The sequence below is a fragment of the Streptomyces sp. NPDC059224 genome (assembly GCF_042754285.1).
Taxonomy (GTDB): Bacteria; Actinomycetota; Actinomycetes; order Streptomycetales; family Streptomycetaceae; genus Streptomyces.
In genome coordinates, this window is the sequence record NZ_JBHZAN010000017.1 from 101252 (window position 1) to 128018 (window position 26767).

Annotated in this window: 25 protein-coding genes and 2 pseudogenes; 11 read left to right on the plus strand and 16 right to left on the minus strand. The window is 69.6% G+C overall.

Translation table 11 applies throughout. The features are described 5' to 3' along the window. Positions 1-119 precede the first annotated feature (119 nt). From ACFXI4_RS20180 to ACFXI4_RS20190, 3 genes are read right to left on the minus strand one after another with little or no spacing between them, the layout of a single operon-like run. A complete protein-coding gene (locus ACFXI4_RS20180) occupies positions 120-878 on the minus strand; it encodes an ANTAR domain-containing protein (protein WP_384992608.1) in 759 nt (252 codons plus the stop codon). A gap of 5 nt (positions 879-883) precedes the next feature. Next, positions 884-1609 carry an ANTAR domain-containing protein gene (locus tag ACFXI4_RS20185; protein WP_384992611.1) on the minus strand — a complete coding sequence of 242 codons (726 nt, stop codon included), beginning with the start codon at positions 1607-1609 and terminating at the stop codon, positions 884-886. After that, a complete protein-coding gene (locus ACFXI4_RS20190) occupies positions 1606-1959 on the minus strand; it encodes an STAS domain-containing protein (RefSeq protein ID WP_384992862.1) in 354 nt (117 codons plus the stop codon). The genes ACFXI4_RS20185 and ACFXI4_RS20190 overlap by 4 nt, the downstream gene beginning before the upstream one ends. Positions 1960-2462: 503 nt before the next feature. Here ACFXI4_RS20190 and ACFXI4_RS20195 point away from each other — a divergent pair. Then, positions 2463-2936 carry a hemerythrin domain-containing protein gene (locus ACFXI4_RS20195; RefSeq protein ID WP_384992614.1) on the plus strand — a complete coding sequence of 158 codons (474 nt, stop codon included), beginning with the start codon at positions 2463-2465 and terminating at the stop codon, positions 2934-2936. A 440-nt stretch (positions 2937-3376) separates the two neighbouring features. Here the strand turns inward: ACFXI4_RS20195 and ACFXI4_RS20200 are convergent, their stop codons facing one another. The 4 genes from ACFXI4_RS20200 to ACFXI4_RS20215 form a co-directional block, all read right to left on the minus strand. After that, positions 3377-4330: a fatty acid desaturase family protein gene (locus tag ACFXI4_RS20200; RefSeq protein ID WP_384992617.1), complete on the minus strand. Its 954-nt coding sequence runs from the start codon at positions 4328-4330 to the stop codon at positions 3377-3379. A 781-nt stretch (positions 4331-5111) separates the two neighbouring features. Further along, on the minus strand, positions 5112-6125 hold the full coding sequence (locus ACFXI4_RS20205) for an NAD(P)/FAD-dependent oxidoreductase (RefSeq protein ID WP_384992865.1): 1014 nt from the start codon (positions 6123-6125) through the stop codon (positions 5112-5114). After that, positions 6122-6655 carry an isoprenylcysteine carboxyl methyltransferase family protein gene (locus ACFXI4_RS20210; RefSeq protein ID WP_384992620.1) on the minus strand — a complete coding sequence of 178 codons (534 nt, stop codon included), beginning with the start codon at positions 6653-6655 and terminating at the stop codon, positions 6122-6124. Before ACFXI4_RS20210 ends, ACFXI4_RS20205 begins: the two co-directional genes overlap by 4 nt. Positions 6656-6679: 24 nt before the next feature. Then, positions 6680-7747: a type III polyketide synthase gene (locus ACFXI4_RS20215; protein ID WP_384992623.1), complete on the minus strand. Its 1068-nt coding sequence runs from the start codon at positions 7745-7747 to the stop codon at positions 6680-6682. Between the two features lie 146 nt (positions 7748-7893). Between ACFXI4_RS20215 and ACFXI4_RS20220 the strand changes: the two genes are divergently transcribed. Further along, complete coding sequence (locus ACFXI4_RS20220; RefSeq protein WP_384992626.1) at positions 7894-8763, plus strand: UbiA family prenyltransferase; 870 nt, start codon at positions 7894-7896, stop codon at positions 8761-8763. Between the two features lie 528 nt (positions 8764-9291). Here the strand turns inward: ACFXI4_RS20220 and ACFXI4_RS20225 are convergent. Next, positions 9292-9909 (minus strand): DUF1990 domain-containing protein, encoded by a 618-nt coding sequence (locus tag ACFXI4_RS20225; RefSeq protein ID WP_384992630.1) that lies wholly within the window; start codon positions 9907-9909, stop codon positions 9292-9294. 269 nt (positions 9910-10178) lie between these two features. Here ACFXI4_RS20225 and ACFXI4_RS20230 point away from each other — a divergent pair, with 269 nt between their 5' ends. The 4 genes from ACFXI4_RS20230 (at position 10179) to ACFXI4_RS20245 (ending at position 13571) form a co-directional block, all read left to right on the plus strand. Next, positions 10179-10391 carry a hypothetical protein gene (locus ACFXI4_RS20230; protein ID WP_362719533.1) on the plus strand — a complete coding sequence of 71 codons (213 nt, stop codon included), beginning with the start codon at positions 10179-10181 and terminating at the stop codon, positions 10389-10391. Then, a complete protein-coding gene (locus ACFXI4_RS20235; protein WP_384992633.1) occupies positions 10388-11113 on the plus strand; it encodes a DUF1990 family protein in 726 nt (241 codons plus the stop codon). The genes ACFXI4_RS20230 and ACFXI4_RS20235 overlap by 4 nt, the downstream gene beginning before the upstream one ends. A gap of 211 nt (positions 11114-11324) precedes the next feature. Continuing rightward, on the plus strand, positions 11325-12311 hold the full coding sequence (locus tag ACFXI4_RS20240; RefSeq protein WP_384992636.1) for a YihY/virulence factor BrkB family protein: 987 nt from the start codon (positions 11325-11327) through the stop codon (positions 12309-12311). 978 nt (positions 12312-13289) lie between these two features. Beyond that, positions 13290-13571 (plus strand): hypothetical protein, encoded by a 282-nt coding sequence (locus ACFXI4_RS20245; protein WP_384992639.1) that lies wholly within the window; start codon positions 13290-13292, stop codon positions 13569-13571. A 720-nt stretch (positions 13572-14291) separates the two neighbouring features. On the opposite strand, the gene ACFXI4_RS20250 is transcribed toward ACFXI4_RS20245, so the two are convergent. The 4 genes and pseudogenes from ACFXI4_RS20250 to ACFXI4_RS20265 form a co-directional block, all read right to left on the minus strand. Then, on the minus strand, positions 14292-14420 hold the full coding sequence (locus ACFXI4_RS20250) for a hypothetical protein (protein WP_384992641.1): 129 nt from the start codon (positions 14418-14420) through the stop codon (positions 14292-14294). 152 nt (positions 14421-14572) lie between these two features. Further along, a pseudogene (locus tag ACFXI4_RS20255) lies at positions 14573-14835 on the minus strand (transposase); the annotation flags it as partial. A 339-nt stretch (positions 14836-15174) separates the two neighbouring features. Next, positions 15175-15843 carry a hypothetical protein gene (locus ACFXI4_RS20260; protein WP_384992643.1) on the minus strand — a complete coding sequence of 223 codons (669 nt, stop codon included), beginning with the start codon at positions 15841-15843 and terminating at the stop codon, positions 15175-15177. 528 nt (positions 15844-16371) lie between these two features. Then, positions 16372-16625: pseudogene (locus ACFXI4_RS20265) on the minus strand (transposase); the annotation flags it as partial. 174 nt (positions 16626-16799) lie between these two features. Here ACFXI4_RS20265 and ACFXI4_RS20270 point away from each other — a divergent pair. The 3 genes from ACFXI4_RS20270 (at position 16800) to ACFXI4_RS20280 (ending at position 18742) form a co-directional block, all read left to right on the plus strand. After that, on the plus strand, positions 16800-17261 hold the full coding sequence (locus tag ACFXI4_RS20270; RefSeq protein WP_384992646.1) for a DUF6924 domain-containing protein: 462 nt from the start codon (positions 16800-16802) through the stop codon (positions 17259-17261). A gap of 272 nt (positions 17262-17533) precedes the next feature. Then, positions 17534-18436, plus strand: a complete 903-nt coding sequence (locus tag ACFXI4_RS20275; protein ID WP_384992649.1) for an aminoglycoside phosphotransferase family protein — start codon at positions 17534-17536, stop codon at positions 18434-18436. Between the two features lie 126 nt (positions 18437-18562). Continuing rightward, a complete protein-coding gene (locus tag ACFXI4_RS20280) occupies positions 18563-18742 on the plus strand; it encodes a hypothetical protein (protein ID WP_384992651.1) in 180 nt (59 codons plus the stop codon). Between the two features lie 46 nt (positions 18743-18788). On the opposite strand, the gene ACFXI4_RS20285 is transcribed toward ACFXI4_RS20280, so the two are convergent. Beyond that, positions 18789-18938 (minus strand): hypothetical protein, encoded by a 150-nt coding sequence (locus ACFXI4_RS20285; RefSeq protein WP_384992654.1) that lies wholly within the window; start codon positions 18936-18938, stop codon positions 18789-18791. Between the two features lie 277 nt (positions 18939-19215). Between ACFXI4_RS20285 and ACFXI4_RS20290 the strand changes: the two genes are divergently transcribed. After that, positions 19216-20070, plus strand: a complete 855-nt coding sequence (locus ACFXI4_RS20290; RefSeq protein ID WP_384992656.1) for an IS5 family transposase — start codon at positions 19216-19218, stop codon at positions 20068-20070. 163 nt (positions 20071-20233) lie between these two features. On the opposite strand, the gene ACFXI4_RS20295 is transcribed toward ACFXI4_RS20290, so the two are convergent. From ACFXI4_RS20295 to ACFXI4_RS20305, 3 genes are all read right to left on the minus strand, one after another. Further along, positions 20234-20719, minus strand: coding sequence for a hypothetical protein (locus ACFXI4_RS20295; protein ID WP_384992657.1), 486 nt, complete (start codon positions 20717-20719; stop codon positions 20234-20236). An 831-nt stretch (positions 20720-21550) separates the two neighbouring features. Then, positions 21551-23032 carry an AMP-binding protein gene (locus ACFXI4_RS20300; protein WP_384992660.1) on the minus strand — a complete coding sequence of 494 codons (1482 nt, stop codon included), beginning with the start codon at positions 23030-23032 and terminating at the stop codon, positions 21551-21553. A 141-nt stretch (positions 23033-23173) separates the two neighbouring features. Continuing rightward, positions 23174-24559 (minus strand): MFS transporter, encoded by a 1386-nt coding sequence (locus ACFXI4_RS20305; RefSeq protein ID WP_384992663.1) that lies wholly within the window; start codon positions 24557-24559, stop codon positions 23174-23176. A 170-nt stretch (positions 24560-24729) separates the two neighbouring features. Between ACFXI4_RS20305 and ACFXI4_RS20310 the strand changes: the two genes are divergently transcribed. Next, positions 24730-26568, plus strand: a complete 1839-nt coding sequence (locus ACFXI4_RS20310) for a helix-turn-helix domain-containing protein (protein ID WP_384992666.1) — start codon at positions 24730-24732, stop codon at positions 26566-26568. The last annotated feature ends 199 nt before the right edge of the window (positions 26569-26767 follow it).

Genomic DNA, 26767 nt, shown 5'->3' on the forward strand with positions numbered 1-26767 from the left:
GTTCATATCCTCGAGCCGGTCACCGACGTGGCCGCGATCCCGCGGTCAGCCGGACCGCTGTGCCGCGACACGGACCAGTCGGCACAGCGGTAGCGGCTGGTGGACGAAGTCGGCTGGTGTCAGCTGTCTGCTTCCGTCGCGTGCGGGGGAAAGGCGCGGATTGCGTCGGTACTCTGCGTGCCGTCGGCGATGGCCCGGGCGAGGTCGGAGAGCTTGCGGTTGTGGGCGCGAGCGTACGCGCGGAAGACGCTGAACGCCTCGTCGATGGGCATCTGCCAGCGCTCGGCGAGGATGCCCTTGACCTGCTCGATGACGATGCGGCTGTTGAGGGCGTATTGGAGCTGGTCGCGCTCGGCCTCGCTGTGGGCGAGCGTGCGCTGTTGGAGGATGGCGATGGTCGCCACGTCGGCGAGGGCCTGGGCGAGAGTGAGGTCCTGTTCGGCCAGCGGCGCGGGGCCCGCCCTGAACAGGCTGAGCGCGCCGATGACCCGCCCGCGCAGCCGCAGCGGCAGGGCGTTGGTGGAGACGAAACCGGTGTCCCGGGCGCTGCGGGCGAACTGTGGCCACCTGGTGGTTGCCGTGGGGTCGGTGAGGCTGAGATTGATCCGCGGCACACCGTCGTGGTAGCAGTCGACGCAGGGGCCCTGGTCGTGCTGGAGGGCGAAGAGTTCCAGCAGCCGGGTGTGTTCGTCGGAGGCGGCGAGAACGTGCAGGTTGTCGTTCTCGTCCGCGAGCAGGATGCCGACGGCGGCGACGTCCAGCAGTTCCATGCAGCGCACGGACAGTTTCTGCAGGAAGTCGATGACGTCGAAGTCGTCGATCAGGGAGTCGGCCACCTCGACGAAGACTTCGGTGAGTTGCTGTTCACGGGTTGCCATCGAGATCAGTCCTCGTCTTCGTCTTCGGTGACGTTCGTCGGTTGCGGATCGGGTTCGAGCCGCAGCCGTCTGTCCACGACGTCCCGAGCTGTGTCGGTGAGGGTGCGGCTGTTGCCGTAGGCGTAGGCGCGGAGCCGCAGCAGAGCCTCTGCCAGGGTTACGGAAAGCTGCACGCTGACCATGCCGGTCGCCTGGTGGAGGACCGCCTGGTGCAGTGCCGGGGCGGCCAGGTCCTGGTTCTCCGCGGCGGACAGCAGGGGACTTCCGAGTTCCAGTACACGTTTGGTCAGGGCGACGGCCAGTACGTTGACGTCGTCGCCCTGCACGGGCGTGAGGTGTCCTGGGGTCTTTCTGACCAGGGTCAGCACGCCGAGGGTGATGGCACCGATGTGCAGGGGAAAGCAGAACACCGCCCGCACGTTCAGGGCGGACGCCTCGACGAGGAGGGCGGGCCAGCGGTCCCCTCGCACACGGTCCAGATCGGGGACGCGCACCGCGATGCCGTCGGCAAGGCAGTCCGGCCCGGGGCCGTGTCCAAGGGTGAGCTGCAGGTCCTCGAAGTCACGCGAGAGGCCGTCCGAGGACCAGAGGATCTCCGTCGGGCCTGGCCCGCCGACCGCGCTGACCGCAATCCCGTCCACGGCGAGCAGCTCAGCCGTGTCAGCCGCCACGTCGGGCCACTCCCCGGTTTGCAGCAGCCGCAGGATTCCCGCCATCCGATCGCTGATCATGCGGCTCCGCTGGAGGGCTGAGCTGTCCCGGCCGGTGGCTGTTCCACGTCCGAGTTCTCCTCTGCCAGGAGGTGTTCCGTGCCCGTGAGGTTCAGGAGCCGGTTCACCACCGGGGCTGGATGGTGCAGCCGCAGCTCGCCCTCCGAGGCGGCCAGGTGCTGGGAGACTTCGAGGAAGACGTTCAGACCGCTGGCGTCGCAGAACGTGACGGCAGCCAGATCGACGTCGATCTCCGTCATCCTGTTGGCCAGGCATGTCGCCAGGGCGGCGCCTACGGCTGGAACGGTGGTCCGATCGATCTCACCCTCCAGGAAGACGGTCGCCCGGCCGTTGCCGCGGTACCGGATCATCGTACGCACGAATTGCACAGCGCCTCGGCTTCCCCGCCCGTCTCGAAGCCACCGTGAAGGGGGGCATCCATGCAGGCGCGCTCCAATGGTGAGCAGCGAGTTCGCCGAGGGATCGGGTGCCGGGACCGGCGGTAGAACCGCCTGAGCGACCGACAAGGAAGGCGGTCCGCCTGCCGAAGGACGACACCGTCTGTCGACGAGCGCCGGGGTCTGGGACGCAAGCGTCAGCTTACGCCGCGTCGGGAGCGGTGCACAGCAGTCCGCCCTCCTTTCGAGCCCCACGCCTCGTCGGCAGCCGGGCGTCCGTCGTGACCGGCGGTGGTCACAGTCAGTGCACCCACGTCGTGTCACGACGAGACCGCACGCGGTAGCAGGTTGGCTCGCGGTGGGTCGGACGCGATACCGGGGGTAGCCGGAGCGATGGGAGCCGATCGGCTCCAGGGATTCCACCGGCGAAGACACCCGCTCCTCGCGGGACGTGCCGGAGATCGAGAGGCGGGCCCATGGATGCGATTGTGCTGCTCAAGGACGACCACCAGACGGTCGAGAAGCTGTTCAAGGAGTTCGAGCAGGCCGGGGAGCGTGCTTACAAGACGAAGCGGAAGATCGCCGACAAGGTGATCGAGGAGCTGACGGTCCATGCCTGGATCGAGGAGGAGATCTTCTATCCCGCCGCACGTGCCGCCGTCCCGGACACCACCGACCACGTGCTGGAGAGCGTCGAGGAGCACCACGTGGTGCTGTGGATGCTGTCGGAGCTGGCGGGCCTGGATCCCCAGGACGAGCGGTTCGACGCCAAGATGACCGTCCTCATCGAGAACGTCCGGCACCACGTCGAGGAGGAGGAGAAGGAGTGGTTCCCCGAGGTCCGCTCCGCTCTCGGCCGCGGCCGGCTGGCGGAACTGGGCGAGCAACTCGCCGCCGCCAAGCCTGCCGCCCCTCGTGATCCCCTGAAGGTCCCCAGCGCCCACGAATGACCTCCATGGGGCAGTGACACCTTCGAGGCCGGTTTCGGCCGGGTCCCCGCGCCTTCTGCCTGATCATGAAACGCCTTCCGCCTTCGGGCTGCGTGTCGCGAAGGCGGAAGGGTGCGACACGGAGGTCATCCACCGCCGCGACTTCGGCCGAGACGTGCCACACCCCCGGATCATCAGTCCCGGAGGATCCGACCAGGAAGTTCCGGCCTCGGTCGACTTCTGTCGACACACGCCCGTCCACGCCGCCGGTCAGCCGGTCGGCGATGAGTTCGGCCAGTTCGCCACCGGCCAGCAGTTCGCGGGACAGACTGTCGAGCCAGACCGGGACGCCGGCGGCGGAGAGGTCGGCGAGCGGGTCGGACGCGGTGGACGGGACGGACGGGATGGACGGGATGGACGGGGAGACGGTCGATCTCCGGAGCGGGGGAGTGGGGGTGCTTCTAGGCAGTCGCCCCGGTGCGACGCAACGGGGCCCCCGCCTGGTGGAGGCTGCGCAGGGCCTGCCGGTAGGACGTGGCCAGGCTGGTTTCGAGGTAGTCGACGCCCAGTTCCTCGCAGTAGCGACGGACGACGACCTGTGCCTTGCGCAGGTTGGGCGTCGGCATGCTCGGGAAAAGATGGTGCTCGATCTGGTAGTTCAGGCCGCCGAGCGCGATGTCGGTGATCCGGCCGCCGCGTACATTGCGGGAGGTGAGGACCTGGCGGCGCAGGAAGTCCGGGCGGTCCGCGCTGGTGAGGACCGGCATGCCCTTGTGGTTGGGGGCGAAGACCGAGCCCAGGTACATGCCGAAGAGGCCCTGGTGGACGGCGATGAAGGCGACCGCCATGCCGGGCGGCAGCACCAGGAACACCACGGTCAGGTAGCAGGCGAAGTGTCCGAAGAGCAGGCTCGCCTCCGCGAGCCGGTGCCTGAGTGGGCGTGTCCTCAGGGCCCGGACACTCGCCACGTGCAGGTTGAGGCTCTCCAGGGTGAGGAGGGGGAAGAACAGGTAGGCCTGTGAACGGCCGATCAGCCGGGGCAGTCCGCTCGCCTCGGCGGCCTGGGTCCGCGTCCAGACCAGCAGGTCGGGGACGATGTCGGGGTCGAGCTGTTCGTGGTTGGGGTTGGCGTGGTGGCGGGTGTGTTTCTCCTGCCACCAGCCGAATCCCATGCCGATCCCGGCGTTCGCGGCGATCCGTCCCGCCGACTCGCTCATCCTGCGCAGCCGGAACACCTGGCGGTGAGCGATGTCGTGGGTGACGAGGGCGACCTGACCGAAGACCAGAGCGAGCGCCCCGGCGACCGCCAGCGTCCACCAGCTCGCACCGATCAGGACGAAGCCGGCCCAGCCGCCCGCGTACAGGACGGCCACGGCACTGATCCGGGCGGTGTAGTAGCCGGGTCGACGGCCCATCAGGCCGCTGTCCGCGATCGTCCGCGACAGCCTGGCGAAGTCACTGCCGGCGCTCCGAGCGGGTGTGACAGGAAATTCGGTGATCACAGATGGGACCCTTTCGATGGCTGCCCGGGCCTTGCGCTCCGGAATTCACTCCACGCAGCCGTCGGCGGGGTCACGGCCGGTCCGCCTCCGAGGGGAGGCGTCCCTTGAAGCCTGCGAGAGACTTGACGTGACTGCGGGTACCCCCGAATCGGTGTCCCGCACGTGGACGCCCGTAGTGGTCCAGGCTGACGATGCGTCCGGCGTCGCCGACCACGTCGCGTCAGCCCTGCCTCACCGCTGCCTCGACACCGACCCGGGCCCGCACGACGGGCGGGAGGACTCGTCCGGGTACTCCGCGGGCTGCGGGACAGAGCATTCCCGGCGTGGCGTCGACACGCCCCGGACAGGCAGCTCACCGCTGCCCACCACGCCCTCTACGCCACGTACTTCGAGCGGCTGCCGGAGCTGGACTCGGTGGGCGAACTGCTGCGGGCGGGGCGGGGAGATCGTGCCGGCGGCCTCGGCGGGCGGCGCGGAAGTCTTTGCGCTGCGGAGCCGTCGACGCGGATGACTTCATCCTCCGGGTCACCAGCGCGGACGACGTCGCATGCGGCCCAGGCTGTGACGGGTGAGTGTGCGCGGCAGGGAAAGGATCAGCTTCGTGAACTCGGCGGCCACCTTGCCCCCGACGGCAGCTGCCGGTGCCGGCCGCGTACGGTCGGCTTTCACCTGCGGGGTGAACGAGGGCAGGCGACTACTGCAGTGCGTGGACCGCGGCTGAGAACACCGGGGGCATCCGGGATGCTGCCGGGACGATGAGGCGGGCGGTGCCGGGACGGCGGCTCGCGGCCAGCAGGGCTCCGGTCAGGAGTCGGTGGCGCCGGGTGAGGCGTAGCCAGGCGTGCTCGTACGAGTGCGGTCGCCCGGTGGCCAGGCAGCGGACGGCGGCCCCGGCGGTCGTCAGTGCGAGGGCGATGCCCTCGCCGGTGAGGGCATCCAGGTAGCCCGCGGCGTCGCCGACGAGCAGAACCCGTCCCGCTACTCTTCGTCGTACTCGCTGAAGCAATGGTCCCGCGCCGCGTACCTCCGTCACGGCCGGGCCGCGCAGCGACGCGGAGAGGGCCGGAAAGCCGGCCAGGTGATCGGCGTAGCCGCGACGGCTGCGGCTGAGGACGGCGACGCCCACCAGGTCGTCGCCGACCGGTGTCACGTAGGCCTCGCCGTGCCGGCCCCAGTGGACCTCCACGAAGTCCGACCACGGCTCGGTGCGGTAGTGCCGGCGCAGTCCGTAGCGGCCGTGGGAACGGTCCGGCAGTTCCAGCCCCAGGCGGCGGCGTACGGGGGAGTGCAGGCCATCGGCGGCGATCAGCCAACGGGCCGTGATTCCGGCGGCGGTGACCGTGTCTGCGCTCTGGTGCACCTCGCCGACCTTGCCCGGCAGCATGCGCACGCCAAGGCTGAGAGCGCGCTGGTGCAGTGCGGAGTGCAAGGTGGTGCGGCGGATTCCCAAGCCGCCTCGGCCGTGGAAGGAGGCTTCGGCGCGGCAACCACCGTCCACGTATCGGATGCCGCGCAGTTCGCGGCCGGTGACCTCGACGCCCAGTGCCCGCAGTGCGGCGAGACCGGATGGCATGACGCCTTCTCCGCAGGCCTTGTCGATGGGCGCGGTCCGGGGTTCGACGACCACGGCCTCCAGGCCGACGAGCGCGGCGTGGATGGCGGCTGCCAGACCGGCGGGTCCGCCGCCGGCCACCAGTACGTCGATCACGCCGGAGCGGCCGTGGTCGACGCGGCGGCGAGTGCTTGGTCCTCGCATCGGATGCGCACGGTGAGCAGGGCGGCGTTGAGTGCCGTGAACATGGCTGCGGTGACCCAGGCGGTGCGAACGAGGGGCAGGGCCGCGCCCTCGGCGACGACGGCCACGTAGTTCGGATGCCGCAGCCACCGCCACCGGTAGGGGCCGCTGGTCACCGGTGGCAGGCCGGGTACGACGATCACCCGGGTGTTCCAACGGGGTCCCAGGGTCGCGATGCACCACCACCGCAGTGCCTGGGCGGCCACCAGTACGGCGAGCGTCGGCCAGGCCAGGGCGGGCACGAAGGGGCGGCCGGCCAGCCACACCTCGGCCGGACAGGCGATCAGCAGGGCGGTGTGGAGGGCGACCATGGCCGGGTAGTGGCCCTGGCCGGCCTCGGTTGCGCCGTGGGCCGTGCTCCACCGTTCGTTGCGGCGGGCAACGGCGAGTTCGGCGACGCGTTCGGCGGCAACGGCGGCGACCAGCAGTCCGTACCAGATCATGTGCCTGTGTCCTTCGAGGTTCGACTACCAGCGCAGGAGAACGAGTTCGCATGCGAAGCCGGGTCCCATCGCCAGCAGGACACCCGGAGTGCCCGGCGGCGGTCGGCGTTCGGCCAGGGTGTCGCGCAGTACGTGGAGCACTGATGACGAGGACAGGTTGCCCACGTCGGCCAGGTGGCGCCAGGTCACGTCGAGTGCCTCTTCGGGCAGGTCGAGGGCCTCGGTGACGGCCTGCAGGACCTTGGGGCCGCCGGGGTGGCACACCCAGGCGGACACGTCCTTCGGCTTCAGGCCGTGGTCGTCGAGGAACCCCTCGACGTCGTCGGCGAGGTAGTGGCGCACGACGTCAGGGACCTGCGGGTCGAGGACGATCTGGAAGCCGGAGTCGCTGATGTTCCAGCCTATGACCTGCCCGGTGTCCGGATACAGGTGGCTGCGGGTGTCCACGATCACCGGGCCCGCGGTCTCGTCCGGGCGGCACGGCCGGTTCGCGCCGTACGCGACGACCGCGGCGGCGCCGTCACCGAACAGTCCGGTGGCGACCAGGTTGGCCATGGAGGCGTCGTTGCGCTGGAAGGTGAGCGAGCACAGTTCGACGGACAGCAGTACCGCCACCTGGTCGGGCCGGCCAAGCAGGTAGTCGTGCATACGGGCCAGTCCAGAGGCGCCGCCGGCGCAGCCGAGGCCGAACAGGGGCAGCCGTTTGACGTCCGGCCGCAGCCCAAGGCGGCCGACGAGGCGTGCGTCGATCGAGGGGATGGCGATACCGGTGACGGAGGTGAAGATCAGCAGATCCACGTCGGCGGCGTACAGGCCGGCTGTGTGCAGCGCGTCCCGGACGGCCTTGGCGCCCAGGTCGGTGGCGGCGGCGACGAAGATGTCGTTGGCGGCGCCGAATCCTTCGAGTTCCGCGTACTGTTCCAGCGGCAGCGTCATATAGCGCGAGCGGACTTTCGTGCCGCGGTGCAGCCGGTCCAGGACCCGGCGGTCGGTGCCCCCGGGGAGACAGACGCGGGCCACCATGTCGGTGATCTCGCACTGGGTGCGACGGTGCGGTGCGAGGGCACCGTGAACGGCGGCGATCCGCGTCATGTGGTCCCGTCCGGCTATCGACTGGGATGAGCTGCTCTGCACGTGTTCCCCGGACCGCGGCTCCGCCACCACGGATCGCCCGTCCGGCTGTTCGTCCCGGGGCGCGTGTTCCGGCCGGGTGGGGCGGGGCGCCTACGATCGGCCGGGTGGGTACTCCTGAGCAGTCGACGGCCGGCGGCGCGGCCGCGGGTTGGGCCGTCCGGGTGGGTGGCCTGGCCGGGGCGTGCCACCCCGCGCCAGTCGTGGCGGTCACGGGTCTGATGGCCGCGCTGGCCGTCACCGCCGGGCAGGGGGCCGCGGGTTGTGTCCTGACCGCAGCCGCGGTTCTGAGCGGGCAGTTGTCCGTCGGATGGTGCAACGACGCGTTCGACGCCCGCCGAGACATCGCCTCCGGCCGCCGCGGCAAACCCGTCGCCGACGGCAGGGTCGGTGTGGCGGAGGTGTGGGTGGCCGCATACGCCGCGCTGGCGCTGTGCGTGCCGCTCTCGTTCGCCTGTGGCCTGTGGGCGGGCGCCGTCCACTTGGCCGGGGTCGCGGCGGCGTGGGCGTACGACCTGCGGCTCAAGGCGACCGCATGGTCTTGGGCGCCGTACGCGTTGGGTTTCGCCGCGCTCCCGGCGTTCGTGGCGCTGGGGCTCCCGGGACAGCCGTGGCCGGCCTGGTGGGTTGTCACCGCCGGGGCGCTGCTGGGGGTCGGAGCCCATCTGGGCGACGTACTGCCGGACATCCGCGGGGATCTGGCGACGGGTGTACAGGGATGGCCGCACCGGCTGGGCCCGGAGGGCGCGCGGCTGCTGCTGCCGGTTCCGCTGGTGACCGCGTCCGCTGTTCTGGCGCTGGGGCCTGCCGGGGACACCGGCGGATGGGGAGGGACGGCGGTCGCGGTGGCCGGCCTGGCCGCGGTGGCGGGGACGGTGCTGGGACGCCGCCGGCCGCGGGCGGCGTTCGCGGCAGCCGTTGCCGTGGCGGTGGTGGACGTGGCGTTGCTGCTGCTGCGCGGCACCAGGATCGCCTGATCGCTCCGCCGCTCCGACCGGCGCATACCGGACGGAACCGCCGGCGGAGGCGGGAGTTCCCCGACCCGTGCCGGCGTTGTCGGCTCACGAGTGCTGTTCCCCTTCGTGGCCGGGTCGCGGTTCGTCTGATCCGCCGGTGCCCGTACTGAGCACAACCGTGGTGGCGATGCCGGCGGAGTCCGGTGCTTCGGCCAGTTCTGGACGGCGGCGCGGGCTGACGCGTGCGCCGACGACCAAGCCGCCCCGAACGGTCCTATCGCCGTCTCCGTCAGTTCCAACCGCTGCAAGCCGGGCGGGATGCAGCGGACCGGCTGCGGGTGCCGGCGGGCCGGTGCGCGTACAACCCTCAGCGCCCTGCTGGGCCGCAGCTTCGCAGCGGAGGAACTCCCCGCCCGTACGGGCCTGACGGAGGACCGGGGCATCGAGGACCTGGTGGCGCCGGAGGGGTACGTCGCCGACTCCGTCGGCATCCCGGGCGGTGCGGACCGGCCGGGATCTGGCACGCGAGGGATTGTCTCCCCCCGGGGTTCACGCGGTTCTGCCCGGCCGCACGATGTCGGATCCGACGGTCCGGGGAGCCGTGCGTACCGGCGCCCCGCTCGGGGAATCGAGCCGACGGGTGGCGATGTGCACGCCGTCCATCAACCGGCCGCCTGACACCTCGACCGCACCCAGGCAGAACCTGACCCACATGTTGAGCTGCGCCTCCTTGGCCACGCGCAGACGCGAGTACAGGAGGTCGACCAGACGGCTCCCGGCACGTGCCCACAGCTCCACCTCGAACTCCAGCGGTGCGCCGTCACCGCCGCATGCCCGGAAGTGGACCTGTCCAGCTTCCATGTGGCCGCGCAGGGTCACCAGACATAGACGGTCCCGGTCGCGGCGGACGACTCTCACGGGCCCGTTCCAGGGGCCCGGAATGACCACCACGAGTTCGTCCGCGAGGCCCAGTCCGCCCACCCGGGCGGGCGCCTGCTGGGAGCGTATGCCCACAACCTCCGAGGGGGCGAAGCGACCGAAGTCCTCGCAGAGCCGGAGGATGAGTCGTTCGGCATCGAGTTGGGCCGAGGCGATGCGCACCATGAAGCGCCGGTGGAACAAGGGGCCGTAACCGTCCTCCGAGAGCTGCACCCGGTCGTCAAGCATTGTCTCGGGTACCCGCGGCGGGCGGTCCCGGTCATCTCCACGTCGCTCGCCTCCGCGGTGGAGGGGAGTCGTAGCCCACAGGTAGCGCCACGTGACCAGGATCGTTCCCAGCGCCCATTGTGCGAGGACGGTGAGCGCGCGTGGGTGGCAGCGTGATACGGGGGCTTCTCTGGCCTTCAGTAGTTTATGCCCGGTAATGCGCATATTTGTCTGAGTACCCGGTACTGGGAGGGTGACACGCACGCACGCACGGAAAGAGGGAGGTCCACATGGTGATTCGGATCCTGTACGGTGCCGGCCTGCGCCGTACCCATTTCCACCTCGTTTCGTTCGCCGCGATCGGCCTGTGCGTCGCTCTCTGGGTCCGCGCCAAGACCTCCGACCAGGAGCAGCGGGGCAACGCCGAGCGACGCGCGCTGTTCGTCGGGCTGTGGCCTCCCATGCTGTGGCTCATCGGTGAGGCGCTGCGGGAACCGCAGTGACATCCGGCGCCTCCCGCGATCGCGTCTTCGGACGCGTCGACGCAGCTCGTGTCCTGCGGGACCTCGCGGACGCCCGCGTCAACTACGCGGTCGAGGAGGTGCGGCGCCCGGCCTGGAACATCGACACGTACGGTGCGGCCCTGCCGGCGGAAGGTCCAGGGCTTCCGGACCCGGGCGGAACGTGGGAGCGGGCCTGCCGGTTCGTCCGGGACTACGAGTTCTCGCCTCCGCGGATCGTGCGGGCGGTGTACGACCCGGAGCAGCCCCTGCTCGGCCGGGACATGTTGCTCGAAGCGCGCTTCTACGGTCTGCATTTCTATTGCGGGGTACGTGTCACCGAGGTCGTCGACCGGTGGAGCGGCGATGCCCGTGTCTGGGGATGGGCGTACGAGACTCTGGAAGGACACCTCGAACGGGGAAAGGTGGCCTACGAGGTGGTGAAGCGCTGCGACACGGGCGAGGTGAGTTTCGTCGTCTCCTGTTATTCGCAGGGTTCCCCGGCCCTGGGCCGAGTCGTCCGACTCGGTTGGCAGCTCTTCGGCCGGCCGACCCAGTCGCGTTTCTACCGGGAGTGCATCGCGCGTCTTCAACGCTTTGTGGAGAGCGCCCCGGACCAACCCCCGGGGCGGTCGACACGGACGGGGCAGCTCGTGTGGGCGCCGTCCGACGCCCGGGCGTATCGCCTCGACGCCCTCGCGATTCACCGGGTAGCCCCCGGCTGAGCACCGATGGCTCCGCCCGCGTCGGCGAAGAACGGCTGCCGTCTGGGACGCCGGACGCACTGTGGGCTGGCTCGATGCGAGGGAGCGCCTCACGCGCGTGGCTTCCAGGGCACACCCGGGACTCCTAAGGCCATCCAGGCGCGGCGGTCGCACACGGGCAGGGCGCGCAGTGCGGACACATGGTTGAGCCGGGCGGGGATACCCCAGTGGTATGCGACGGACAACGGGACCCAGACAGCGGGCCGAGAGACATACGCCGGACAGGCCCACCGCACTTCCGAAAGGGTCCCTCTGGGCAGTGGTAAAGGGCACGGCCAGGGAATTCCAGAATGATGAACTAGCCGACCGTGCCGCGGCGTTGACGTACTACGGAATCCTGTCACTCTTTCCGGCGCTGCTGGTTCTGGTGTCGCTGCTCGGTATCGCCGGCAGGTCGGCGACCCAACGGGTCCTGGACAACGTCGAGAAACTGGCGCCGAGTTCGGCCCGGGACGTCATCACCGACGCGGTTCGGCAGCTTCAGGCGTCCGGCGGCATCGGCTCGATCGTCGCTGTGGCCGGCGTCGTGTTGGCCGTGTGGTCGGCCTCCGGCTACATCGCGGCGTTCATCCGCAGTGCCAACGTGGTGTACGACATGCCCGAGGGCCGGCCGATGTGGAAGGTGCTGCCGATCCGGGTCGGCGTCACCGTGGTACTGCTGGTCCTGACGGTGGTGAGCGCGTTGATCGTGGTGTTCACCGGTGGTCTGGCCCGCGCCGCCGGTTCGGCGCTGGGGATCGGGGGCTTCGCGCTGAAGGTGTGGTCGATCGCGAAGTGGCCGGGGCTGGTCGTGATGGTCATGGCCATGGTGGCGATCCTGTACTGGGCGGCGCCGAACGTGAAGGGCCGCGGCTTCCGGTGGGTCACTCCGGGCAGTGTGCTGGCCCTGTTGCTCTGGATGATCGCCTCGGCGGGCTTCGCGTTCTATGTGGCGCACTTCGCGTCGTACAACAAGACGTACGGCACGCTCGCCGGGGTGATCGTTTTCCTGATGTGGCTGTGGATCAGCAACATCGCGGTCCTGCTGGGCCTGGAGTTCGACGCGGAGCTGGCCCGCCAGCGTGCCGTCGTCGGCGGACTGCCCAAGGGCGAAGAGCCGTACCTCCCGCCGCGTGACACCCGCGCCTGGAGCGCGGAGGAACACCGTCGCCTTGACTGAAGCGGTCCGCGACACAGACGCCGGCCTAGCGCATGTGGAGACCGCGCACGGTCAGCGGCGCCTCACATGAACCCCGGGGTCACCCCTCACGCGAATCCCACCGCTCTCGTCCTTTGCGCGTACCACAGCGATCTCGCACTGCGGATGCCCCAGGCCAACGCTTGTCGGTGGTTCGTCGTGGGACCGGTACCTCAGCGCCCGGGTACTGCCGCCTGCGGCAGCGGGCGAAGCCCTCGCCTGCCTGACCGCCGCAGACGTCTCGCCATTGCCGGCCGTTCAGTACGCAGCACAGCGATCGCGCCATCGCGACGACGCCGAAGAGCTGACCCAGGAGGTACGCGCGGATCTCTTCCTCGCATTGAGACGGGAAGACGAAATGTGTCACCCGGGTGATCCGCAGTGGCATGGTCCTACGCCGTGCCGCAAGTCAGCGCCGGGCGACCTCCCTTGTCAACGGAGCGTTGGCACTGAGGGGTTCGGTGAGCGGGGCAGGGGCTGGCGGAGCCTAGCCGGAGGCTTCGGCCGACTCGGCCGCCGGCAGGATGCGGTCCTCCCACCAGGACAGGCCCAGCACGGTGGCGAGCAGGACGAAGGGGGCGAGCCGGAACGATCAGCGCGTACACGTGTACCGCCTGTCGTGAAGTGCGTGCGAGGTGACGGGCAGCAACAGGTGCCCGCAGGAAGCGCATCGATGCCGCGCCGGGATCGCGTACGGGACGGATTCCGGCACTGATGCGCGAGGTACGCCCTCGGAGGAACGCGAGAGGTGATCGACGCTGCCGGGGGCAAGGGCCGCACCATGCACGCCAGTCCCCGAGGTACTCGCCGGCAGCTGTCAAGTGGTCAATCGGGTCCCGCCGGTTCGGCCGGAAGCCGCGGACACGGGCCGCTGTCCGTAACCTCCATGGAGGGCTAGGCTGTTCGAACAGGCCCCGGCCCCCGGCACTGATGCGTTGCTCCGCTCCGGGGAGGCCCGCCGTGTTCGTTCTGCTTGTCGTCCTGATCGTGGTCCTGCTCGGCCTCGGCTTTCTCCATCCTCTTTGGTGGGTGGCCGCGGCCGTGCTGCTCTTCGGCCTCTCCCGCTACGGCCGTGAGCGCAGGGGCGGCTGGATCCGCGGCGACAGGTCCGACGACCTTGGTGACTACCGCGACTACCGGGAACGGCGGGACCGTCAGGACCGCTGGGACCGTCGCTACAACCGTCAGAACCGGGCGCGCTGGCGGCGCGATGACCGTCGGGACGACAACCGCCGTGGGTGACCGGTGAACCGGTCCGGCATCCAGGGAATCCCGGGCGGTTCTTCTCGTCACTCCGGGCGTGTTCTTCGTAGGGAGGGGCACCTCGTGAACGAGGGCGTACCTCACAGCGTGATCACCTGTCCATGAGTGGCCAGCGGCGCGCCAGCGCCACTACGTCCTGACCCGCCTGGTCCTCCACCGAGGCCGCGGTCCTCAGCCCCGCCATTCCAGGGGGCGTTGCTACCGTCACCTTCACCCGGGGACGTGACCTCGGGCGCCAGTATCCTCGGATCGCCTGCTGGACATGGGTAGTTGGAGAAGTGCGCGCTCGTCGATGATGCTGAACCGACGGGTTGCTTTCCACCCGTTCGGATACCAGCACCCCCAACAGCGCGAGCTCCGGGGTCCACGACGCGGCGGACCGGCTCTCGGGCCGGTCACGCAACCTGTTCACACACTCGGGTGACTGGCACATCGTGGTCGACTACGCCCACCGCTCGGCGAACGGACGACCGGTGGACGACTTGCCGCGTCACAGATCTTCTCACTCCCGGCGACTGCCCGGGACCGGCCGGGGATCAGCCGTGGACACGTGACCCGGCGGGGTCGAAGCCCGCTCGTGCCGGCCAGTTGTCCCGCCGTTCCCGCGCCACTGCCGCACGACTGCCGATCCGCTCGCCACCGGAGCCGACGCGTTCTCCACTCAGAGGCAAGACGGGGGGACCGGCTGGACAGGGACGGTCAGTTCGGGCTGCGCGGAGCATGAGCCGCTCCGGGCGCGTACTCGCCGTCGGGTTCCCCGCTCTGCCGCTCGAAGAAGCGGAGCATCTCCACGGGGAACGGCATCACGAGCGTGCTGTTGTTCTCCACCGAGATGTCCCCGACGGTCTGCAGCAGGCGCAGTTGCAGTGCTCCGGGGGTGTCGCCATGGTCGCGGCGGCGTCGGTCAGCTGCTGGGACGCCTGGAACTCTCCGGAAGGGCGATGTCCTTGATCTCGACGCGTTCGATGCGCGGTCCCCAAGGCCAGGCGCAGCCAGCACGTCATCCCCGACCCGAAGCCCAGCTCCTGAGGCAGGTACTCCCATTGGATACCTGTGTGCAGGACGAAGGGAATCCCGCGCAGTGCTTGCCGGCCCGGCACTCGAGGTCTGCCCTCGACCAGCTTCGGCGCCGGCACGGGCAGCAGGGTTCGATGGGCGACCACAGTTCATCCGACACGAGCCACGGCCGCGACTGACGTTTCCCCACGACCAATCCGACGAGCAGACAAGCCCGCACTCGCATGATCAGCAGCTTTTGTCAGAGCCAGTAGGCCGTTGTGCCGGCTCGCGAACACGGCCTCGTCTGCTTCGATCCGCAGGGAGAATACCTCCGGTCGTGAGCCGCCCTGTGCGGGGCGAGCGCGGTCGGCCCGGGCGTCGTCCTGGTGTGTCGTTCGGTGACCGTGGCGGCGACCACGACAGGTACCGCCGCCTCGTTCGCGAGCCCGGCGTGAAGACATTGACGGCGCGACGTGGCACCGAACACGGTTCCGGACGTGGAACCCAACACTGGGTTGGCGAGCGCGCCTTCACTCACCTGCAAGCGGTCGCCTCTACCCGGCGCGGTTCCAGGAGCGGCCGCTCAGGAGGCATCGGTCAGCCGGTGCAGGGGTGTGCCGTGCGCCCAACTCCTGAGGCGCGGGCCGTCGATGAGGTGGATGTCGCCCTGGCGCCGCGCCCATTGGACGTCACGGTGGCTGAAGGTCCCCCGGTGTACAACGAGCCGCAGAGTGGTGCCCGTCCGGCGTGCGGAGCGCGCGGACGCGTCCTCGTCGGGCAGGGGCTCGGCCACTGGACGGAACGCCACTTCTATGCGGTGGCCCTGGCCGTTCCGTGCGCGAACCCGTGGCCGATCCTGCCGGGTGGACGGGGGGAGAACCACCCAGCCGTCCCGGCGCAGCATTCGGGACACGGCCAGGATGAGCCCGTCCGTGTCCAGTTCCGCGAGTTCCTCGGGCGTGTAGTGCCCCAGACGGCGACGGGCCAGCGGACGGTGGTGCCGGACCACGACCGGGGTGGCGACGGCGAGGAGCGCCAGCGCCGCCACGAGCACGCCGGCCCCGAGCGCCCGGTAGGCCACCGCGACGCCCGCCACCACCCCGCACACCACCGCCACGACGCCCGCGAACGCGGGCATCACCTCGCGCAGGGTCGGTCCGTAACGCCCCTGGTCGCGCAGTGCACGGATCGCGAGTCGCCGCCGGCTACGGCGTGACGGTCCCCTCTCGGCCTCCGGTCCCCTCCATGCCACCCGGGTCGGCTCCTCCCACCCCGCGTGCGCCGATGTACCTGCCGGAGGGATACCCAGCTGTGACGTACCCGTCGTGCGGAGGGCGGGATCCGGCCATGAATCCGGCCGAAGTCTTTCGGCGCACTCGCCGGTGGGCCTCTTCCCCGAGAGCTGCATCAACCTCGCTGATGCGGCCCGGATCCGCCACCGGTTCATCCGGGCGGAACAGCTCGCCCAGCAGGTTGCGGGTGCGGGCGACACGGGCCCGCTCGTCCGACTGGCCGAATTGCGAGAACTGGCAGGAGCCACACAAGGAGCGGAACGACTGGGACGGTTGGCCGCCACGGCGGGGGACACGTCGGCCGTCGTCCGGATTGCGGAGATCAGGGAGGCCGGCGGCCGCATCGCGCGCAATGAGGCTCGGCGTCTCCACCAGCGTGCCGACCGGGCGGGAGACGCGAGCGCCCTCGCCCGCCTCGCCGCCGCGCGGGAGACAGCCGGCTGCCGGGAAGAAGCCGGGCAAGTCGCCCGGCGCGCGCCGCAAAAGCCGACCCCGGTCAGCCGGCGTCGCCGCTTCTTGACGATCTGCGGCTCGAACGTGCCCGTGTGTCACCTGGGACCTTTACCTCGACCGGCCCGACGTCGGTCAGCACGGTCCTGGCCCGGCCTCCGTTGCGGGAGTTGCCACTGCCCCGGCCGGCTGAGTCGTGCTTCTCATAGCCGAGGTGATCAGTGATCTCACCTTCCGGGGCGGACTCCAGGACCCGCATGGTCAGCTGCAGTCCTTCCGACCGGGCCCGCCGCCTCCGAAAATTCCGAAGGGAAGCGCCGACTCCACCGGCTCCGGCCTACCGTGACCGCCCCTTGAGGTCGTTCCGTCTCTTCGGAGATGGCGTTTCTCACTGAGGAGCGACCGGCGGTCGGTACGGCCTGGCATCTTGTACGGGTGCCTGCACCCGTAGAGATCGGAACCCGAAGTGCTGCCCGCTGTCACTCGTCATGGTGAGTTCGCCGCACTGGTCATAAGAACTGACTTCAGTGAGGAGACGGTCTGGCAAGCCGTACGGGAGGAGTTGTTGAGCGTGTGGGGCGATGGTGACTACGAGCCCCACGTCCACATCGTCGACGATCCGGTCTGGACCGGCGCCACACCCGATGGCGTGATCACGGCCGTGTCAGCGGACGAGGACCTGAGCGTGGTCTTCCTCGCCGACCGCACAACTATGCGAGACCACGAACATCCGCTGCTGGCCGTGGCGGTCCTGACCAGGGACGCGTGCGAGAGCGACGAGGAGTTCGAGGCTTACGGCGGATCGGTTCGCACCATTCCCGCCGGCATTCACGACATCCACGCGAATCTGGCGATCGCCAACCTGGACTTCGCAGATGTCGCGGAGGCGGCCCGGACCGACCCCGCAGAGATCTTTCGGTCCTTCTAGACTCACCACGGGCCCGGTCGGACGCCCCGCCAAGCGCACCGCGAAGGAGCTCTGCACGCCCTGTACGGCAGCTGCTCGGACGATGAACAGGCCTTCGGCCACTCCCACAAGCTCAGCACAAGGACGACTGGCATACACGCGATGGGGGGAGCGGCTGTTCCTGATCCGAGCGTGCCAGGGGCGTCTTTGCTGACCTCTCGCAACGAAGTTTGTCCAGCTGGATCTTCTGGAGAGTGAGGTTCGCTCCGCCTGCCCCAGTACTGTGGCTCTGCATGACCGACTCTGAGATCGAGATCACCGCAGACCTGGTCCGCGAGCTGCTGAGGGAGCAGCATCCGGATCTCGAAGGGCTGGCCATCCGTGAGGTTGCGGGTGGCTGGGGCAACCAGATGTGGCGCCTTGGGGATGAGTTGGCTGTGCGTATGCCGCGCATGGAAGGTGCCACGGGTCTCTTGCGCAAGGAGTGCCGGTGGCTGCCTGTCGTGGCCCCGCGTCTTCCGCTCCCGGTTCCGGTGCCTGTGCGGATCGGCGAACCGTCCGCGCGCTTTCCGAGGCCGTGGAGTGTGATGACGTGGGTCGGTGGCGAGCCACTCGACTACACCTCGATCAGTCGCGGCGACCACGCGGCCGACACTCTGGCGGGCTTCCTCAGGGCGCTCCATGTGGCGGCGCCCGCTGAGGCGCCGGCCAGTTCGGACCGTGGCGGTCACCCCAAGGAGTACACGGGCGCCTTCGAGAATTTCTTGCGGGCCATTGCCCCCGGCGGCTTTTCCGCCGATGCACGGGCCGTGTGGGACGTCTGGGACGATGCCGTTGCGGCCCCCGAGTGGGAGGGCCCGCCGCTATGGCTGCACGGGGACCTCCATCCCGCGAATGTCGTCGTCTCGGACGGGACGCTGTCGGGCGTGATTGATTTCGACGCCATGTTCGCCGGCGATCCAGCATGGGACCTGACGGCCGCGTGGCTGCTGCTTCCCGCGGGCGCCGGCTCACGGTTCTTCGAGGTGTACGCGCAGGCGGACGAGGCGACGATCCGGCGCGCCCGAGGGTTGGCTGCCATGAAGAGCCTCTTCCTCATCCTGATGGGCCAGAACGGGGAGCAGGGACTTCCGGGCGGCAAGCCGACCTGGGGACCCGCAGGCCGGGCAGCGCTCGATCGTGTGCTGACAGCGTGACGCGGACACGGAGTATCGCCACGTAGCCCCAACCGGAATGACCCGGCCACCGCCGCGGTCGGCTGCCGCGGCTTCCATGTCTCCGGCCACACAGCCTGCGTCAAGGACGCCTGGCGGGAGGCGGCCATGCGGGTGTTCGCTGAGTCCACCGACCTGCGGGTGCGTCACCGTGTCCCGCGGGGCCTGCCCACCTCGCGTGCGGTATACCCGCCACATCTGCGCGAGCCGTTCGACACGACACTCGCATCCGCCCAGGTCGATCCCGACCAGCACATCCGTCACTGGGCTGCCGTGGCAGGCCAGTGACGCAGTCTGAGCCCGAGCCGCCACTCTTCGGCAATCTGCAGGAGGGTCAGGCGGGCTTTCCGGGGGTCCCCTTCCACGGCCAGTAGGAGAATCCGTTGCCGGTGTACCAGTCCAGGCGGGTGTTGGCGCATGCACTGCTGCGGACGTCGAGGAAGTCGTAATTTGCGGCCTTGATGGACTTCTTGGGGAAGGACACGGAGATCCGCGTGGTGACGGTGCCGCGTGGGGGGATCGTGCCCAGGGGCAGAGCCTTCGAGTTCCACAGGGGGCAGTGTGCCGTTGGTCTTGCTGTTCCAGTGCAGCGTCATCGCGTGCCAGGCGCCCTTGCCGAGCCCCGCACGTGGCCCTGCGGCCGAAAGGCCGCTGGGCCGAGTACCTGAACACACAGCTCGGCTCGGTCGAGTCCACACTCGACGTGATCGCCGACTACATCGAAGCCGGCCCAGCCACTGTCTTTGGAGGGAGGGGAACCGTTGCCGCGGCGACGCTGCTATCCCTCCGACACCTTCGATGACGAATGGGCGCTGATCGAACCGCTGCTGCCGACCCCGGCCTGCGAGACCAGGACCGGCGGGCGACCGGAGAAGCACCCCCGTCGGGAGATCGCGGACGCGATCCGGTACGCGGTCGACACCGGCTGTAAATGGCGGGCTCTGCCCAGGGACTTCCCGCCCTGGCGCACGTGTTACGGCTTCATGGCCCGCTGGGCTGCCGCCGGCATCGTCGGGCAGATCCGTGACCAGCTCCGCAAGCGCATCCGCCGGGAGATCGGCCGGGCCCCGGGAGCAGTCGCCACCGTCATCGACTCCCAGTCGGTCAAGGCCGCAGAGACCGTTGGCCGCGACTCCCGCGGCTTCGACGACGCGAAGAAGACCAACGGCCGCAAGCGGCACCTGGTCGTGGACACCAAAGGACTGCCGCTGTTCGTCATGGTCACCCCGGCCGACATGACCGACCGCGAGGCGGCCAAGGAAGTGCTGTTCCGGCTGAGGCTGATGCACCCCGAGATCACCATCGTCCGGGCGGACTCCGGCCATGCCGGACAGCTCGTGACCTGGGCAAAGACAAACCTCGGACTGACCCTCAAGACCGTCGGCCGGCCGAAGGACGCCGTCGGGTTCGTCATCCTTCCCCGCCGCTGGGTGGTCGAGCGGTCCCTGGCCTGGATCACGCACGCCCGTCGGCATGCGCGGGATGACGAACGGCTCATCCAGCACTCCGAGTCGCTGATCACCTGGGCAGCTATCACGCTCATGAACAGGCGAATCACCCGACGAAGTTCCCGCAGAAGCGGCCAGCCGACATCCCGCGAAGCCGACCGCGACTGATCGTTCTCAAGGCCAGGGTCATCGCCTTGGCCCGCACCGACCCGACACCGCGGTCCTGAGAACGCTCTCCCACCCGCTGTCGACGCCTGTCAGTCTCGCGGCGGCCAGGTCACGCATGATCGCTTCGGTTGGGGCACAGGGGTATTCCGCCCCGATTCGGCCGCTACACGCGGTCGGGGCCAACCCGGCGTGCGGTCCACCAGTCCATGAGGACCTGGGCCTTGTCGTCGAAGCGGCGGTCCAGAAGGGACATTGGCGCGCGCAGCGGTATCCGATGTCCATCCGACACGTGCACGACCACCGTCCGGACCCCAGCGGTCCTCCGGACCTCCAGGCCGATGATGTCCCGCCACGCGATATCGCGGCGCCTGCCCCCGCGGAGGACGAGGAAGTCGTCGCTGAGCTCGACACGGTAGTGAGGGGACAGGACTGGAACGACCACACTCGCGAGCATGGCTGCCGAGACCCACGTCCACAGCTCCCCCACCGTCATGCGCCCACCAGTGGCCGCCACGAGCACGTACGCGAGCACGGTGCCCACCAGACCGCCGCCCAGCAGTGGCGCGGCGGTCTGCACCACCCCCAGACGGAAGGCCGGCGCGGCGCCACCGGCGCTGCTTGGGGCAAGGGGGCCGGCAGGGCTGTTCATCTGGATCACCCTTCACAGAAGTGGTTCGACGCGGTCAACACCCGCCGAAGGTGAAACGTACAGCCGTGCGGACGGGCGAAAGGTCCATGCCGCGTAGACGGCCAGGACAGATCCGTGCTGGCGCACCCGGCAGCCACCTGACAAACGGTGCAAGGCCTGTTATCGACGGCCTGTCTTCGAGTGCACTGTCCGAGATCGCTCGTATTGAGCACACCCGCAACTATCTGCAGCCAGGCGATGTCAGCACAGCCGTGTGCCTGTGGAAGGACTACGTCCACCAGCCCGAGCGGGATCTGTGGCACGACTACGAGTGGGGCAACGTGCACTGGTACTGCTGCGGCAATCCCCTCGAAGCCCGAGCCCTCCTCGACATCGTGATGCAGGCCATATCACCCCGAAGTGCCCGCGAACTTCGAAAGGTTGTCAGCCGGTCAGACGCCGTCTGGGACCGTCCATCCCCGCCCTATGACGCGGACGGCAGATAAAGAACAAGCTAAGGCGCAACGGAACGAGTGGGACCGAATCCTGAGACGAGTCTCGCGTGACCTGGGTCTCGTCGTGTCTGAGGAGTACCTGTACGGCCTCACCCTTGAGACCGCTGGTCCGCCAGGGCGCGTGCAACTCGACTGCTGCGGCGACACGGCCCACATCGAGGTCGCTTACCGCCCCTCGGGTCCGGCGGCGTTGGAAGTGATGGAGCTGGCCTATCGCATTGAGCCGCTGGATCAGCGAAGACCGGGCCGGCTTGCTCATCCAGCAACAGCGCGATACGAGCGCGCTCTATCACGGTTCCCGGCTTTCCGCCCGGGGTAATGGCGTCGTAGCCGGTCATCACGTCGACGACAGGCGCTCGGCGCGTAGCGCGGAGCGGCGCAGTTTGCCCGCCGCGTTACGCAGGGGAGTCGTGACCAGTTCGATGGACCGGGGCCGTTTGTGGGGTGACAGGCGGGTGGCCAGGAACGCGTCGATCTCCTCGGCCGTCGTCGGACGGCCTTCCTCGATCTGGACGATGGCGTGGACGCGGTTGCCGCGGTCCGGGTCCGGCAGGCCGATGACCGCGCCGGACAGGACGTGCGGGTGCTCGGTGAGCGCGGCCTCGATCTCGGCGGGATAGACGTTGACCCCGCCGACCAGGAGCATGTCCGAGCGGCGATCGTGCAGATACAGATAGCCGTCCGCGTCGAACTCGCCGATGTCGCCGAGGGTCGACCAGCCGTCCCGTTCCTCCGTCTCGGCGCCGATGTAGCGGAAGGCGGGCGGCTTGCCCTCCGTGACGCGCATGAAGATCTCACCGGGTACCCCGGGCTCGTTCACCGGCGCGCCGTCGAGGCCCATGATCTTGATCTCGCCCCAGGTGGGACGGCCCACCGAACCCCGGTGCGCCAGCCACTCGGTACCGGAGATGGTGCAGCCGGCCTGGGCCTCGGTCCCGGCGTACAGCTCCCAGATCCGGTCCGGTCCGAGCCAGTCGATCCACGCCTGCTTGGTCGCCGGCGGGCACGGTTCGGCGCAGTGCCACACCGAGACCAGCGAGGAGAGGTCGTAGCGGTCGCGGGTCTTCTCGGGCAGGGCCAGGATGCGTCGCATCATCGTCGGCACCAGATACACCCAGGTGATCCCGTGCTCCTCGACCTCTGCCAGCACCCGCTCGGCGTCGAAACGCCGCAGAAGGGTGACGGTGCCGCCGTTGAACAGGGTCGTCATGGCCGTGGAGAAGGGCGCGTTGTGGTGCACCGGCGCGGTGACAAGGGACTGTTCGCCCGGCCTGAGACCCCACGCCTCCATGTCGAAGGGGTTGAAGGCCCCCTCGGCCCCCGAGAGGATGATCTTCGGCTTGCCGGTCGATCCGCCCGACGTGGGCGCCTTCCACGAGGGACCCACTTCTGTCACGAGGTCGCCACCCCCGGCGCCCTGACGGCGAAGTTCTGCGACCGTGGTCGCCCTGAACCGGCCGTTCCCCTCCGGTGTGCCCGGATCGAGGCCGACGACCACCGCCGGATCGGACAGCGTGAGGATCGCCTCCTCCTCGGGCGGCGCAAGCCGCGTCGACAGCGGCTGGGGCACGGCACCGAGTCTCAGGCAGGCGAAGGCCGCGGCCACGACGTCCACGCCGTTCGGCAGTGCGAGCGGGACGATGCGCCCCTTCGTCACGCCCGACTGCGCCAGCCCCTGCGCGATCTCGCCGCTCGCCCGGAACAGCTCCGCCCACGTCAGCTGATCCTCCCCGGAGCGGACCGCGACGGCCTCGGGACGCTCAGCCGCGTACGCCTTGGGGATGTCACCGAGGGGGAACCCCGGTCGGGGGGTGAACATGACGATCTCTCCTCGTGGTTCGCGATGCCGGGGCCGCTGGTGGGTTCCGTACGGTTCTGAGCAGACGGGACGTAGGCAACAAAGGGAACATCTGGGAATTCATGCGTCTCCGGGGCGTCCAGACAGTCTCCGGCCGACCGTTCAGGCGTACAGCTGGGTCCCGGGCAGCTTCTCCGGATCGGCCCGTACCTCCGCCGGGTTCGTCTCGGGCAGGAACCACGCGCTGACGAAGGTGATCAGACCCATGAGCGTGATGTAGACCGCGATCAGGGTGGTCGTTCCGGTCTTGGCGATCACGGTGGTCATCAGGACCGGTGTGCTGCCGCTGACGGCGATGGCGGACAACTGGTACGCGAAGGAGGCACCGGAATAGCGGACGTCGGGGGCGAACAGCTCGCCGAGATACGCGGCCATCGGGGCGTAGGTCAGCCCCTGGAAGAGGAAGCCGACGGTGACGGCGATGAAGACCAGCGGGACCGACGCCGTGTCCACCAGCGCGAAGTACGGGAACGCCCAGGCCGCTACGCCGAGCCCGCCGACGAGGATGAGCCTGCGCCGGCCGAAGCGGTCGGACAGATGGCCCGCGTAGGGGAGTATGCCCGCCATGAGGGCCGAGCTGAGCAGGGTGGCGGTCAGCAGTGAGTTGCGCTCCATGTGCAGCGTCGTGGTGCCGTAACTGAGCAGGCCGGTGATACTCACGTAGAAGAGGCTGTTCGTGGCGGACAGCGTGCCGCAACCGAGCAGAATCGTACGCCAGTTGCGGCGAACGGCTTCGGCGATCGGAGCCCGGACCACCCGGGCCTGCGCGGTCCTGGCCGCTGCCTCCTGCAGCTCGCGGAAGTCCGGGGTGTCCTCGACCTTGCGCTGGATGTGCAGCACGACGGGGAACATGACCGCGCTGAGCAGGAACGGGATGCGCCAGCCCCAGCTCAGGAACGCGTCGCTCGATACGACGCTGCTGGTCGTGGTGAAGACCAGGTTCACGATGATGACCGCCACCGGGACGCTCGTCTGGCCGAAGGTGCCGGCGAACCCGCGGCGTTTGGGGTGGGCCGACTCCGTGAGAAGGAGCGCGATGCCGCCCCACTGGCCGCCCGCGGCCGCACCCTGCACGAAGCGCAGCAGCACCAGCAGAACCGGGGCGAGCGTGCCGACCTTCGCGGCGCTCGGCAGACAGCCGATGAGGAACGTCGCGACGGCCATGCCTGTCAGGCATACGACGACCGTGGGCTTGCGGCCGTACCTGTCACCGAAGTGACCGGCGAGGAGACCGCCGAGCGGCCGGGCCACGAAGCCCGCCCAGAAGGTGCTGAAGGACAGCAGAGTGCCCATGAAGGCGGACGAGTGCGGGAAGAAGACGTGCGGGAAGACCAGAGCCGCCGCCGTACCGTACAGGAAGAAGTCGTACCACTCGATCGAGCTGCCGATCAGTCCGGCTGCGAGCAGTTGCCAGCCGGTGCGGCGTCCGGAGGCGGTGGCGGGGTCGGAGCTGTTGCCCTGGATGGGGGCCTGCGCGGAAGAGGCCATGGGAGGCGTCCCTCGGTTCTCGGTAGGGCTGCGACCTGCGTCACAACTCTGTGTCGTGCGGCGAGAGTAGAGCTGAGCGGACGCTTTGCAGGATGGGACGGGGATACACTCCTGGCGCTCACGCGGTGGAGGAAACCTCCACCTGCTCGCTTCTCGTGGAGGCCGGACCGATGCCACGCACCGACTCCGACGCGCAGGGTGCTCGCGATCAGGGTGGACACGCCGAACATCCCGAACTGGCCGCTTACCGTCTGCGTCGCGAGCGAGAGCTGACCAGCCTCTACGCGACGGCCCGTTCGCTGGCCGTGCTCGGGGAGGTCGACGTGGTGCTCCCGTCGATCGTCCGAGAGGCACACGAGCTGATCGGCAGCGACTTCGCGTACCTCTCGCTCCTGGACGCCGACGGCAACCTCAGGCTCAGGGCGTCCGCGGGCACCATCTCACCGGAGTTCTCGTCCGCACGGATGCCCCCGGGGGCCGGCCTGGGCGGACGGGTGATCGAGACCAGGGCCCCCTACTGGGTCAGCGACTACCGCGCGGCCGACGGCATCGACCACAACTCGTGCTTCGACCGGCTCGTCGGCGACGAAGGGCTCGTGGCGCTCCTCGGGGTGCCGCTCCTGGTCGGCGATCGGGTGATCGGTGTCCTCTTTGCCGCCGACCGCACCGAGCGCCCCTTCCCGAAGGACGAGGTGGCCCTTCTCAGTGCCTTCGCCGACCACGCCGCCATCGCCCTGAACAACGCCCGGCTCTACGAGGAGAGCCGGGTGGCACTGCGGCGGCTGCGGGACGCCTACCGCGTCATCGAGGGCCAGGTCGCCACGATGGAACTGGCCGCGGCGGTGCACGAGGCGCTGACCCACGTGGTGCTGACGGGCGGCGGGCCCGGTGAGATCGCGCAGCTGCTCGTGGACCACCTGGAGGGTGCGGTCACGATACGGGACCGTGACGACAAGGTCGTCGCGAGCCGGTCCCCCGGCTCCGCGACGCCGGACGTCGACCCGCCGCTGGAACGGGAGCTGCTGGAGGAGGCACGGCGGACCGGCCGGTGTGTCCACGGCCGCGGCGACGACGGTACGGTCCTCAGCGTGGCGGCCATCCAGGCCGACGGCAGCCATCTCGGCTCTCTGTCCCTGTGGCGGCGGGCGGCCACGGACTCGGCGGACGTCCGGATGCTGGAACGCTCCGCGCAGATCACCGGCCTGCTCGTGCTCATGCGCGAGGCCCGCGTCGAGGCGGAGGAACGGGTGCGGGGCGAACTGCTCACCGAACTGCTGTCCCGCCCCCCGCTCCACCCCGTCCACCCGACCCTGCGTGACCGCGCGCTCGCCCGTGGCGTCGACGTGGACCGCCTGAACGTCCTCGTGGCGGCCGACTGTCCCGGGCGTCCCGCCGCCGACGTCGTCCGCGAACTGCACGCGGCCTCCACCGAGTGGTCCGGACTCGCGGGCGAATACCTGGGCCGGGGGACGATGCTGCTGCACACCGACGACCCGGAGACGGCGGCCGCGGAGCTGCACCACCGGCTCCGTCACCGTCTGGGCTCCCCGACCCTCGTGGTCCTCGACCGCGTCACGGGCCACGACCGCTCGCGCTCCTTCACCCTCGCCCAACGCTGCCTCGACGTCATGCGCTCCCTCGGTGACACCGACCGTGGCGCCACCACCCGTCACTACGCCATGTACGCCCTTGTCTTCGACCCCCGACGCGCCCACGAACTGCGGGACTTCATCTCCGACACCCTCGGTCCCCTCCTCGACTACGACCGCCGCCGCTCCACTGACCTCGTGGCCACCGCCGCCGCCTTCTTCACCCACTCGGGCAACCTCAGCCGAACCGCCCACGCCCTCCACATCCACACGAACACCCTGCTGAAGCGGATGGACCGCATAGGGGCGGTCCTGGGAGCGGACTGGCGCGCCGGTGACTGGGGACTGCGCGTACATCTCGCCCTGCAACTGCATCAGTTGAGGCGCGCGCCCGACGGACCGGTAGCGGAGGGAAGGTGAGCGGCGCCGCCCCGACGCACGGTCCTGGACGGGTTCCGCGCACCCGGCACGCCGCCGGGCACGCGCTCCGCCGAGCGTGACGCGGCCGCGTCCATCCGATGCCGATCACGGCCGTCGAGGGCGTCCACCACGCTCATTGCGACACCACGCCGTAAGAACGGGCCCGCCCGCAGCGGAGGCCGGGACGCACCGTATGAGG